At 50.6% G+C, this 12,823-nt stretch carries 10 protein-coding genes; 5 read left to right on the top strand and 5 right to left on the bottom strand.

All coding sequences use genetic code 11. The annotated features are described in order from the left end of the window. Positions 1 to 122: 122 nt before the first annotated feature. The 3 genes from HMPREF1493_RS00115 (at position 123) to HMPREF1493_RS00105 (ending at position 3,188) form a co-directional block, all read left to right on the top strand. Positions 123 to 686, top strand: coding sequence for a PTS sugar transporter subunit IIA (locus HMPREF1493_RS00115; protein ID WP_035426873.1), 564 nt, complete (start codon positions 123 to 125; stop codon positions 684 to 686). Between the two features lie 42 nt (positions 687 to 728). Then, positions 729 to 1,790, top strand: a complete 1,062-nt coding sequence (locus HMPREF1493_RS00110; protein ID WP_035426872.1) for a nucleoid-associated protein — start codon at positions 729 to 731, stop codon at positions 1,788 to 1,790. A gap of 156 nt (positions 1,791 to 1,946) precedes the next feature. Then, positions 1,947 to 3,188: a coiled-coil domain-containing protein gene (locus HMPREF1493_RS00105; RefSeq protein WP_051485192.1), complete on the top strand. Its 1,242-nt coding sequence runs from the start codon at positions 1,947 to 1,949 to the stop codon at positions 3,186 to 3,188. 368 nt (positions 3,189 to 3,556) lie between these two features. On the opposite strand, the gene HMPREF1493_RS00100 is transcribed toward HMPREF1493_RS00105, so the two are convergent. The 5 genes from HMPREF1493_RS00100 to HMPREF1493_RS00080 all read right to left on the bottom strand — a co-directional run bounded on the left by HMPREF1493_RS00100 (position 3,557) and on the right by HMPREF1493_RS00080 (position 9,893). Further along, on the bottom strand, positions 3,557 to 5,305 hold the full coding sequence (locus HMPREF1493_RS00100) for an ABC transporter ATP-binding protein (RefSeq protein WP_035426871.1): 1,749 nt from the start codon (positions 5,303 to 5,305) through the stop codon (positions 3,557 to 3,559). Then, positions 5,293 to 6,993 carry an ABC transporter ATP-binding protein gene (locus tag HMPREF1493_RS00095; protein ID WP_198013747.1) on the bottom strand — a complete coding sequence of 567 codons (1,701 nt, stop codon included), beginning with the start codon at positions 6,991 to 6,993 and terminating at the stop codon, positions 5,293 to 5,295. Before HMPREF1493_RS00095 ends, HMPREF1493_RS00100 begins: the two co-directional genes overlap by 13 nt. Before the next feature lie 94 nt (positions 6,994 to 7,087). Continuing rightward, positions 7,088 to 8,569, bottom strand: a complete 1,482-nt coding sequence (locus HMPREF1493_RS00090; protein WP_035426869.1) for an ABC transporter ATP-binding protein — start codon at positions 8,567 to 8,569, stop codon at positions 7,088 to 7,090. Continuing rightward, entirely contained in the window at positions 8,566 to 9,273 is a 708-nt protein-coding gene (locus tag HMPREF1493_RS00085) for an energy-coupling factor transporter transmembrane component T family protein (protein WP_232215470.1), read from the bottom strand. Before HMPREF1493_RS00085 ends, HMPREF1493_RS00090 begins: the two co-directional genes overlap by 4 nt. After that, a complete protein-coding gene (locus HMPREF1493_RS00080; RefSeq protein ID WP_035426868.1) occupies positions 9,270 to 9,893 on the bottom strand; it encodes an MptD family putative ECF transporter S component in 624 nt (207 codons plus the stop codon). The genes HMPREF1493_RS00085 and HMPREF1493_RS00080 overlap by 4 nt, the downstream gene beginning before the upstream one ends. A gap of 204 nt (positions 9,894 to 10,097) precedes the next feature. Between HMPREF1493_RS00080 and HMPREF1493_RS00075 the strand changes: the two genes are divergently transcribed. Both HMPREF1493_RS00075 and HMPREF1493_RS00070 read left to right on the top strand, forming a co-directional pair. Next, entirely contained in the window at positions 10,098 to 11,069 is a 972-nt protein-coding gene (locus HMPREF1493_RS00075; RefSeq protein ID WP_035426867.1) for a helix-turn-helix domain-containing protein, read from the top strand. Positions 11,070 to 11,235: 166 nt separating this feature from the next. Beyond that, complete coding sequence (locus HMPREF1493_RS00070; RefSeq protein ID WP_035426866.1) at positions 11,236 to 12,522, top strand: ATP-binding protein; 1,287 nt, start codon at positions 11,236 to 11,238, stop codon at positions 12,520 to 12,522. Positions 12,523 to 12,823: the final 301 nt, after the last annotated feature.

The following is a 12,823-nucleotide window of genomic DNA, read 5'->3' as shown; positions in this document are numbered from 1 at the left end:
GTTGTAAATTCGTGAAAGAAGGACGGATGTTCCTCTGTGGGGCATTCGTCCTTCTCGCTTAGGTAAAATAGAAACGTTATGTCAGATGGTATCTGTGCAGAGCACATACTCAAGGAGGCATTATGGGTCTTTGGTCAAAGGTTAAAAATGTGTTTGTTCCTTCTAACGGAGCAGAGCAGCCTCAGAAGGCTACATTTGCTACCAGGGAAGACACTATCTATGCACCAGTTTCTGGTGTTCTGGTAAGCGTACAAGAGGTTCACGACGAGGTAATCTCAAGCGGTCTCTTTGGCCAAGGCTATGGCATTTTGCCTGTTGGCCTTGATTGCGTCTATGCTCCTTGCAATGCTCGCGTTACCGCAACTAACGTAACAAATCACTCAATTGGCCTTACCACAGACACTGGTATTGAGATTTTGATTCACATTGGTGTTGGCACCATCGAGATGAACGGCAAGGGCTTTACCCGTTACGTTCACGCTAACGATGAGGTCAAGGCCGGTACTCCACTGATTTCATTTGATGCTGCTGCCATTGAAGAAGCAGGATATGAGAACGTTGTAGTTGTTACCGTTGTTAATGCAGATCAGTATGAGCGCATTGACCTCATTGGTGAGTCCGGAACACTGATTGGTGGTCGTCCACTGGTTAAGATTGGCGACCCTCTGATGTGCGTCAAGCACTAGGGTTTCTCGCCAGCTAAACATCTGCAATAAACGAGGTTTTACATGCTTAGAGTTACTAAGGCAATTCTTCACGTCTTTGATTTTGAGACGGGAACTAAATACTTCTCTCAATCTACCTTGGATTTAGAGGACCGTCAGACAAAGTCATATGTGCAGCGTAGACTGCGTAAAATTACGGCAAACCCGGAGTCTAGACATGGAGAGTTTGCTCCTACCAGCAATTTTGCTGGGGGTCTTCAGGAGTATGCTCACGGAGACGTTGAGTTTGTAGAGTTTTCTCACCAGATTGCTCAGTGGTTCTGGGAAGAGCTTCGTCGTGCAGATGACGTTGAGCAGTGTGATCTTCTTGTAGCGGACTACATTGATACCGATGCAGGTCAGGCGCTTGCCAGTGCTGCTGCAGATGACGAGGATGCTCAGGCTGAGGCCTTTGAGGGAGAGGGAAGACGTCTTTTTGCTATTGTGCTTCTCCCACGTAAGCAGGCCTTTATCCATGATGTGAATGGCTCAGCAAACGAGATTTTGCGCCAAGACGCAACGCTGCCGTCTCCAACGCAAAAAGTTGATTCATATGCAGTCATTGACCTGGATACAGGCGCCATTGACTTCCACGACCATGACCGCTCTGTAGCGGGAGAGGGAAAGTTCATCATCCCAGAGCTTTTCCTTGAGTGCACGTCAGAGGCATCAAGCCATGAGGTTATTGGCGAGGTAACCGTTATTGTCCAAGACTTGGCTGAAGAGTATGGTCTTGAGCCTGCTGTTGAGGTGTCTCGTGCAAAAGCGGCTGTTGCAGAAGCAGCAGAGGTAGAAGAGGTAGTAGACCCCATCAAGGTTGGTAAGCGTATCTTTGAGGAGCGTCCTGAGATTCAGGAAAAGTACGAGGCTCAGGTGGCAAGTAGAGAGCTCCCCGAAGAAGTTCCTGTTAAACGCGGTGTTGCTAACAGAATTGCAAAGAATCATAAAATCCGCACCGATACGGGAATTGAGATTTCATTTCCCTCAAACCTAACGGATCGTCCAGGTTACCTAGAATTTTCTCACGAGTCTGACGGTAGGATTACCATATCAATAAAAAATGTTACACATATTGAAAACCGCTAAATCCTATCTCTGACCTCACAATTTAGAGCCAAAACTCCCCGAAATTCGTTTTGGGAAGTTTGTAAATTACGTATCTTTTTGAATATCATCGTGTATCTCGGGTAGAATAGTCTCTCAAAGGTCACACCGTACTACTAAACGTTCTAGGAGACCCTTATGAGTTTAAAGAAACAGCAAAGCACAACCATTGAGGAGCAGAGCGCTGCTCTTTTCAACCGTCGTGATGCTCTTAAGATTTTTGCCGGCATGGGCATTGCTGCCGCTGCCGTTACTGCATCCCTGATTAATACCCGTCCTGCTTTTGGTGTTACCCAGGCTCAGATTGATGCTGCTCGTAGCGATTACGATGCTGCTCAGAAGCTGCTTGATGAGATTTCTAATGAGGTCTCTAGCATGCAAGCAAGCCTCAATGACACTAACTCTCAGATTGGCGCTATTTCTGATCAGATTGCAGATAAGCAGAATCAGATTGATGCTAAGCAGAAAGAGATTTCTGAAAAGGAAACTCAGATTGCCGAGAAGAGAAAAGAACTTGGCGCTCGTATGTCCAGCAACTACAAGGCTGGCCCAGCTGGTGCTTTGGAGATGATTCTTTCTTCTGCAAGCTTTGAGGAGCTCACTTCTAATATTTACTACCTCGACAAGATTTCTGAGTCCGATCAGAAGATGATTGAGGAAGTTAAGAACCTGAAGGCCGCTCTTGAGTCTGATAAGGCTGCTCTTCAGTCCGAGAAGACCGAGCTAGAGAATAAGAAGGCTGAACTTGAGAATCTCCGTGCTTCTCAGGAGTCTCAGCTTAATGATATTTCTGCTCGTCAGGCGGACGCTGCAAACGTTGTTGCAAATCTTGATGACAACGTCAAAGAACTTATCGCTCAGCGTGATTCTGAACTTCTTGCCGCTCAGCAGGAGGCAGAGCGTGTTGCTGCTCAACGTGCTGCTGCATCAAGCGACAGCGGTGGTGGTAGTAGCTACTCTGGTGGCGGTGGCGGAGGAGGAACCTCTTCTGCTGGTTCCGGTTCTGCTGCTGCAGTTGTTAATGCTGCAGGCTATACCGGATCTACCGGTGCTGGCTTCTGTGCTGCTTGGGTTTCTAATGTCTTCTCAAACGCAGGTGTTGGCACCTTCTATGGCAACGCTTGTGATATGTACTACTCCTGGTGCTATTCTACTGATCAGAGCGCTATTGAGCCTGGCATGATTATTGCCGTTCCAACCCTTGGTGGTTCTGCTGCAGCTCTGATTTACGGCCACGTTGGCATTTACATTGGTGGCGGCATGGTCAGGCACTGCCTCTCTGGTATTGTAAGAAGCCAGAGCTTGAGTTCTTGGATTTCTCAGCTTGGTGCTTTAAGTACTCCAAGGTGGGGCTGGCTTGGCGGCGTTGTCCTAAGCTAAGGTATTGGCCCCTCATAACTTGTTATGTAAAAGAGCTTGGTTGCATGCAACCAAGCTCTTTTGTTGTCTATTTGGCGCAAAAAAGCAGGGTAAAAACCTTGAAAAGCTTGAGAAAATTCTTGAGAAGCTTGTATGTAGAGAAGAACTTCCAAAATTTCACTACGTACGGCACATGATGATGCTTTCTCAATGCACCTTAAGGCGTCAGCCATGGTAATGTACTGGGTTGAAACCTTGTGCGAATGGTCTCGCCGTGGAGGTGCCAAAGCAGACCGTGCACTCTTACAGACAGTTGCTGGAGAGACGGATGCGGCAATTGCCACTGTGACGAAAAGTTATAAGTGACAATAGAGTTGTAGCCATGAAGTTTAAGAGCGTATGATACGCCATCCAGCAGCTTCCCGGCGCATCTCGATAAAGCGCCGGTAGATACCAGCCTCCTTCATTAGCTCATTATGTGTACCACGCTGAACGATGCGCCCGCCGTCGATCACAAGGATCTGGTCAGCATCGCGCACCGTGTTCAGGCGATGTGCAATGGTAACAAGGGTCTTTCCTCGTGTCAGTTCCGTTACTGCCTGCATAAGCAGGTGCTCGTTTTCCGGGTCGACCGAGCTCGTAGCCTCGTCAAGGATGACAATCGGCGCATCCTTCATGATGGCGCGTGCAATGGATACTCTCTGGCGCTCTCCACCGGAAAGGTTTGCCCCACCTTCCTCAAGCACCGTGTCGTATCCGTCAGGAAGTTCCATGATGAAATCATGGCAGCGTGCGCGTTTGGCCACAGCGATGACCTCTTCGCGCGATGCATCGGGGCGACCAAAGCGAATGTTATTCTCGACGGTGTCATTGAACAGGTATACGCTCTGGAACACCATCGATATGTTTGCAAGCAGGCTTTCCGCCGTTCCCTCGCGGACATCAATGCCACCGATGGTAACGTGGCCCTTCTCGACATCCCAAAAGCGCGCAAGCAGATTCACCAGCGTTGTTTTACCCGAGCCGCTCGGGCCGACAAGCGCGCAGGTTGAGCCTTCGGGAATAAAGAGTGTTACTCCTTCTATGACACGACGGCCGTCACCGTAACCGAATGAGACATCCTCCATGGCTAGGGCAAATCCGTCGGGCGAGAGCGTCTCATCCGTAAGGTCTTGCTTTGGCACCGAGCATACCTCGTCAATGCGGTTAAGCTCTCCTTCGATCTTCTTGGTGAGAAACGCACTGTTGTTCGCGCTGATAAGCTCTCCGTAGATCATAAAAGCGGCAACCAGCAGCGTGAGCGCCCACGAGAGAGACAGAGCGCCTGTCAGATACAGTGTGCATGCGGCGAGAAGAACTCCGCAGCTTGCAAGGTTGAACACGAGCGCATAGAGCTTGAGGATACCTTGTGCCGCCTGCTCTTGATCGTAATCTGCCTGGCGTTTCCGCTCAAAGGATGCCTTTGCTGCGGCAAGTGCGTCATCGGGTGTCGCGAATGCCCGCAATACAGCCATGCCGCGGGCGTATTCGATCACCTTGTCAGTCATTTCCTCCTGTGCGGCAGTGACCTCCCGTGTGACGGCGGTCGAGCGTCTTCTCAGCCAATCCAAAACAATAAGGCCTACGGCAATGCCGACAAAGGTAATGAAGGCAACCGGTGGCGCTTGAAACAGGAAGAACAGACTCATGATCACTGCCATGGCTACGCCGCCCGAGAGTCCCGTGAGACAGATGGTCATGAACTCTTCGAGTTGGTGCACCGTGGTAGTGAGCGTGGTGGTTATCGCCGAGAGACGCTGCTCTGAGAAGTAGCCCATGGGAGCGCCTTTTAAGCGGTCGCCCACCCGTAGCCGCAGATCACGGAAGATGTGGAACCCCTCGGCGTCCATCTGTATGTCCACGAGATATTGGAAGGCAAACTGACCCGCTACGCTGATGGCGAGGATCCCTAAACATTGCAGGGCAACTCCGGCGCTCAGGTGACTTCGCATCTCAAGGGCCCACCATACCGCTATGAGCATTCCGGACATGAAGAACGCTTTAATGACATTACAGACCATGCCTGCCATGAGGCTGCGGCGTGATGCCGGTGAGAAGCTTCCGGCCAAGTCAAGGATGCGTTTCATTATTGCAAACATGAGGGCTCCTCTTCTGCGTTGACGGTAGAGCTCATATGTTCTTTCCACATGCGAGCATACAAAGGACAGGTTTTCAGCAATTCACCGTGACGTCCGCGCGCAACGATGCGTCCGCCGTCCATGACGAGGATCTGGTCGGCGCCTGTGATCGTTGATAGGCGGTGGGCGATAGTAACAAGTGTTTTTCCTGCTACAAGCTTGCTCAAGGCTCGCTCTACCAGAGCTTCGTTTTCAGGATCGGCATAGGCAGTGGCCTCATCAAGAATGACGATGGAAGCATCTTTTAAGATGGCGCGGGCAATGGTGATGCGTTGGCGCTCGCCGCCGGAAAGCCTTGCACCTGCCTCACCGGCAGGAGTGCGATACCCTTGAGGAAGCCGGCTGATGAACTCATGAGCGCCGGCTGCACGTGCAGCAGTCTCGACCTCTTCATCGGTTGCATCCGGCATGCCCATGCGGATGTTGTCGGCGATGGTCCTATCAAACAAAAACGTGTCCTGTGCCACATACGAGACGTGCTCCATAAGCTGCTCGAAGGGAATGTCTCGCACATCGGTACCGCCGAATGAAATGCATCCGGAACGTACATCCCAGAAACCGGCCATAAGCTTAGCTACCGTTGATTTGCCCGATCCGCTGGGTCCTACGATAGCCGTGATCTGCCCCGGCTCCGTCTTAAAGTTGATATCGTGCAACACCTCCGTACCCTCATGATAAGAAAAAGAGACGTTCTCAAAAGTGAATGACTTGCCGTCAAGCATTACGCGCTCACTTGGCCGTGAGAGCTCAGGCTCTCCTAAAAAGTCCCAGACTACGTTCAGGCAGGTATCCATACGTGAAATTTGGCCTGCCGCCTGGGAGAACTTGAGTATTCCTCCGATGAATCCCAATGGGATGGTGATGCACACCATGAAGGCAGGCAATGCGATCCGTCCGACCGAAAGCAGCCAAACGCCGAGCGGTAGCGAGAAGAGCAGCGTACAGGGGACGATAGCCCGTATCGCCGCCATCCATATCCAGCTTTGGCGAAACCATGCAAGCGTGGAGTCGTGATACTCGGCTACTGCCTCGGAAAACGAGCCGTATGAGGATGCGGTGCGTCCGAACGCTTTGATCACCTGGATACCGTTGACATACTCTACCAGCGTTGAGTTCATCCGCTGTTCACTCGCAATATAGCGGGCCATTTTGGGCTTATAGTCCCGCATCATGCCAAGATAGAAGAGCAGGCATAAGGGGATCGTGGCAATCCCGGCAAGTCCCATACGCCAGTTGATGGCGAATACGATGATCATTGCCAAAAGCGGCGCAAATACCGTGCTTGGAAGCTCGGGCATGAAGTGCGCAATGGCGTCCTCAAGTTGGTTCACGTTGTCTACGAACCGGTTCTTGAACGTGCCCGTCGGCGTGTCGACGATGGTCCCCATGGGCACACGAGCCATCTTCTCTGCCATCTGCTCACGCATGGTGCGTAGAGCCTTGAAGGCGATCCCGTGGCTGATCATGGAAGAGCGCCAGGTGAACAGGAACTTTGCAATCTGGGCCGCTGCTGCTGCGGCTGATAGGAGAGCAGCTGACTCAAGCGTGAGCGTCCCTTCCGCCAATCCCGCGGCAAGTAAGGCAACGACAATATAAGGAACCATGCCTGCCGCCTCGCCTATGCATGCTAGAAGAAGCGAGAAGAGCATTCGATTCCTGTCGGGCCGCATAAAATAGAAAAGCTTTGAAAATGCACTGGGACGTGCCGTCCGGTTTTTTGGCGTAATGTGACTCATGGAGACATCAATCTCTTTTCTGCAATGACAAGTCAACGATGTAATCGCCTGCCAGTTGCGCCAACAGTTCGTCGTGCGTTATAACCACAACTGCTTTTTTCTCGGATGCGAGTTTGCGGCACCAATGCACCACCTCGTGCATCCCGTGTCCGTCAAGTCCGCTTGTGGGCTCGTCAAGTACAATAAGCTCGGCATCTGAGCAGTATGCCGTCGCAAGTATGACGCGCTGCTTCTGCCCGCCGGAAAGACTGGCCGGATGTCGGTCGGCCAAATCCGTCAGACCAAAAGCTGCCAGTGCCTCCCAGGCGCGTGCCTTGAGTGCATCATCCACCTGTCGGCCAAGCACCACTTCGTCCGCTACGCTGCCGGCATACAGCTGATAGTCAACGTCCTGCATGACAAAGTAGCTGAGGAGGCGGCGTTCTTTACGGGAAAGATGTTTCCCGTTTCTGGCGACGATGCCTCTCTGCTCTCGAGCGGCTCCTACAAGGACTTTTGCGAGCGTAGTTTTGCCTGTTCCGTTTTCACCACATATGACCGTTACGGATCCGAATGGAAATTCAGCGGTAATGCCCTTGATTCCGCGTTTTGTTGAAGGGTATAGATAGGTCACATCTGTCATGTGCCAACCGTCCGCATCCTTTGCGGGATAGGACTTGATTTCAGAGTCGGATTTCATGTCGGGGTGTCGAAGCCCAAACTTTGCCGTTTCGTGTTCGGAAAGAGACGTGAACTTCTCGACATCCCACCGAGCGGCTATGCGTCCTTCCTGAAGATATACAAACTCATCGGCTACAGGCAAAAATTGATGGAGTCTATGCTCGGAGATGATCAGTGCCACGCCGTTTCTTTTAAGCTCTCCGAGGATCTTGATAAGCGACTGAGACCCCTCTGCATCCAAATTCGAGGTGGGTTCGTCAAGTATCAGGATCTGCGGACGGTTGGCTATTGCAGCCGCAAGAGCGACGCGCTGTTTTTGTCCGCTTGAGAGCTCGGTGAGCTTCTCGGCAAGAAGTCGGCTGACACCGCTGAGTGTTGCCGCCTCTTGGACGAACTTGATCGTATCTGAGGGATCAGTACCCAGATTTTCCAGGGAAAATGCAATTTCGTCGCCTACCGTCCCCATGAAGAATTGACTTCTCGGATCTTGTGTGACTACGCCTATGCTTTTCGTGCGATTGCGCGGGGACAGATCAAACACGTCCGTTCCGTGTACAAGGACCACTCCGCTCTTCTCGCCGGGAAAGAAGGTTCCTGCGAGGCCGTCGATCAGGCGCAGAACCGTTGATTTTCCGCTGCCGGAGCGTCCGCAGAGTACGGTGCATGAGCCTGCCGGGATGTTGAGGCAGATATCCTGTACACAGCTTTCCGTAGATTCGTATCTGCCGGCTGATACCTCACTATCAGCTGATGTTTCATCTGAAAGCTCAGACTCGTCGAGGTAGTAAAACGAAACGTTCTTCAAAGCGACGGTTTCCGTACCTCTCACAAAACCGCCTCCAACGCATATATGCCGGCGACGGCTGCAGTTACAACAAGAGCGCACATTGCGTCGCGCAAGGTGAATCCCACGTGATATACCGACGTTCGTCCTGTACCTATCCCAATCCCTCGCAGTTCGGCCGATGCGGCGAGTTCGTTTGAGAGTCTCAGCGAGCGCATGACAAGCGGCGTGTAAAAGCATTCGTATGCGAGCGCGGGGTGTCTCACAATACCCAGTAAGCTGGGGAAGATGCCCCGCATGCGGATTCCGCGAAGTATTGAGCGCATCTCAAACGGAAGGATCGAGGCAAATCTGAATATCATGCAGATCCCAACGAGGAATTTTTGCGGGAGATGCCACCGGTCGAGTGCGCACATGATCGCCGAAGGAGAAAGCGAGAAGAACGCGCAGCCGGTCGTAAACGGGGGAATCATGTGCAGCATGCTTACAAAAAGAACTCCGTACAGCCCTGGGAGGGGAAGGAAGCTCAGGCCGCATATGACTGTGAAGCTCACACAGGTCCTTGTCGCACTTCTCGTCCGTCCGTTTGCGGTGAGATAAGCTGTAGCGAATGCCTGTAAAAGCACCGTCTCAAGGAGGTTCACTATCAGCATGGATACGATCCCCACAAGAAAGAACGACAACAGATGTGTTCTTGGATCAAGGCCGAGAAGACCGCACTTGATGTCCGTCTCTTCCATGTCGTTCATGCGATTTTCGCTTTACGGACGTGTTTTTTCAAGAATTTTGATCCAATAAGGCCGCCAACGATCGTTCCCGCTGCAAACAAAGCCATCATCAGAAGGATCCAGGGGAGTTCGGTATATTGGGCGATCATCGCGGTAACGTCGGCGGCATTGTAGTAGGTTTCCAACTGTTTCATGTAGGCTTCTCTGAACAGTACATACGGTATGATTCCATAAAAACCAAACGTCACCCAATAGACGATATAGCCGCCGATGACGCGTTTGATATCGTGATAAGAATCTTTACCCCACATAACCAGCTCGCCTATGACTGCGCCCACAATAGCGACCGGTGCACAGTAGGGTCCGCCCATGAAGGTGTAGAGGACACCAAATATGAGGATCGATCCGGAAAGTACGCCACGTTTGCCGATGCGATCGGCCATGACGAGATAGAACGGTGTTGCCAGTAACGGAAACAGCCATGATCCGACGAAGAACGTATTTTGTGGTGCCAACAGCATGTCTTCGACTACTTTTGCCACCGTGATAAGTATCATGATGATGAGATTGAATATTACAAATGTAAGGACGTCGCGCATGACCCACCTGGTATTTTTGGAGCTTTCAACTTCTGCTTTCATAGATGATCCTCCTTACTGTCGACTCTTTATATCGATGCACATCGATCGATTCGCCGATCAATTGTTAGCTATAGGAAACTCTGCTTTATAATGGATAAACAGCATGTTCCTGACAACTGCATTGATGAGATGCGTCCCTATACGGAATGAGAAGGCCTGATCAAGGAAGAAGCCTGGGAACCGGACGAGCGGAAAGGAAGGAAGATGAAAAGTATTGAGACAGATCTTTACCGTGGGGCGTTTCAGGGATGGGATCTCAAGCCTTTGAAGGAAGTTCGTGGTTATGGCCCTGAAGGCGTCCTACACACCTTTGAAAATGAGCTGGGATCCGGTGAGTACTGGGCGTACTTTCGCGGAAGTCTTTTTGCCGTGAATGCATTCAGGATGAACTTTGCAAAAAGCGGGATCATGCGGTACCGCTGTACCGAGCACATCTGCCTGGGATGCTACGATGATGTCAAGGGTATGGTGCAACGTCAGGGTGCGCCGCTCGCTCCGGGGGCCATCATGGTATATCTTGGGGGTGAGAATGAAGAATATGAGATGCGATTCTCAAAAGGGGCCGTAGCAAGGGCTTCGTCTATCACTATTTCTCCCGACTACTATCGGGATTATCTACAAAGCAGGTTTGGGGATATCAGAGATGTCCGGGAAGCCTTTATCAAAGTTGACGGAAAACATGATCTTCCCGAACTTGTCGATCTGCTCCGCAAGGCACGTGCGTATCAGGGCAAGGGAATTGCCGCGGTGCTGTTCTATGAGGGCGTGATTGCAGAGGCTGTCGCTCTTGTTATGGAATACGCTACCCGAGAAGATGGAAGCGAAGAACATAAGGCTCTGTCTCAGGATGATACACGCGCTATCTGCCATATCAGTGCCTACATTGCCGACAACCTGAGTGGAGACCTCTCCTGTGCACGGCTTGCCTCAGAGCTGTACATCGGGCAAACCAAGCTGAAAAGGCTGTTCAAAACCGCGACGGGGCTTTCACCTTCTGCGTATGTCATACGGGAACGAATGGAAGAGGCTGTTCGGCTGCTCAAGGAAACCGATCTTCCGATTGCAAGCGTCGGTAAGGCGGTCGGTTACCGCAAACCGGGTGCGTTCACGGAAGCATTTCGAAGGAACAAGGGCTTCTCGCCGGTGGACTTTAGAAAGAGCAATGGTGTTCAGTGAACCCTCACTGCGGTTAATCCTTCGAAAATCATCAATGTAATGGCTCGAAAAACATAGTTGAGTTAGCTCGAAAATCATAAATGGAAATCCTCGAAAATCATAAATGAAGAGTTGAATTTGTGCTATCATCAGGCATTACAATAGTTCTTACGAGGAAGGGGGTCTTATGAGATATTCAAAGTTTAAGCCGGAAACATACATTCCTCGTATTATTGATTCACAGGTGCAGGTCCTTCTGGATACCTTTGGTGGTATAGAACTTTGTGGTCCTCGTTGGTCGGGGAAATCCTGGACGGCACAGTCATTTGGCGAGAGTGTGACACGTGTGGATGAATCCGAACAGATTTATATGGATGATCCACAGCTTGCTCTTGTTGGTGATACCCCTCATGTTATTGACGAGTGGCAAGATATACCTGCTATATGGAATATTGTACGTCATAGGATTGATGATAGTGCAAATAAGCCGGGACAGTTTATTTTGACAGGCTCCTCCACCCCTCCCGAGGATGAAAAAAGACATAGTGGAGCAGGACGCATTGCACGGTTGCGTATGCATACTATGAGTCTTGCAGAGACTGGAGATTCTACGGGAGCAGTATCTCTTTTGGGACTCTTTGAAGATTCCTTCCAGCCGGCGCAATCTCATATTGATCTCGCCGATTTAGCCAATATTGTATGCCGCGGTGGGTGGCCGGCTCTTCAAACAAAAAAATTGGCGGATCCAAGGGCCGTTACCGATGAATATCTTAATGCACTTTTTGATGTAAGCATGCCTCGCGCGGGGAAAAGTCCACTTCTGTCCCGCCGCATAGCTGCATCTCTTGCACGAAATGTAGCAACGAGTGCAACGCTGGGTACCATGAGAGATGATATTGCTGCCTTTGACAATATAGCTCCGGTGGATGGGACCATATCCTCATACCTTGAAGAGTTTAGACGCAACTATTTTATTGAGGAGCTCTCGGGCTGGGATGCGCCAATCAGGTCAAAGTCAAGGCTGCGCACGAAACCAAAACGATATTTCTGCGATACGTCTCTCGTGGCCAGTTTATTAGGTGTCGACTCTTCACGCTTACTTAAAGACGGACAGCTTTTTGGTTTATTGATTGAGTCACTCTGCATTCATGATTTGTCCGTTTACGTTTCCGCTTTGCCTAAGTCGTATGGGGGATCTTTACGATATTATGCGGACGCCGATGGGCTTGAGGTTGACGCCATTATTGAATTGACAGATGGTCGATGGGCAGCCATTGAAATCAAGATGGGGGAATCTAAAGTGGAAGATGCGGCTGCGAATCTCATAAGAGTTGCGAGAAAGGTGGCTGCTAATCCTGCAGCAAGAAATCCTAAGCCTAGCTTTATGGCTGTACTGCTCGGTAAAGGGACGATGGCGCGTAGACGGCGCTCGGATGGGATATATGTTATTCCGATCGATACCTTGGGGGCATAAGCGATTGTGGAGAGGAATATTCGAGTAAAGTGCATTTAAACTCCAACTTCTCCATCTTACGTGTGTCCTTCAACTGATTCTAAATAAAGCTGTCTTGTATATAATGAAATTCATGCGACACTTGCTTGACCCTTCTATACGGGATACGAATCGGAGAAGATGTGACACTCTTTGGAAAATCAGTTTCTAAAAAACTGGCCGATAAGGGCTTTTCAGTCTTGAATTCTCAAAGCAAGTGCAACGTTTGGTGATGGTAGACTTCCCAAGGGCACTTCCAACCCAGACGCTTACGTGGCCTTAA

Source organism: Atopobium sp. ICM42b (genome assembly GCA_000564995.1).
Classification (GTDB): Bacteria; Actinomycetota; Coriobacteriia; order Coriobacteriales; family Atopobiaceae; genus Lancefieldella.
Note: the sequence above shows the minus strand (reverse complement) of the source record. Positions and strands in the feature narration are given on the sequence as shown.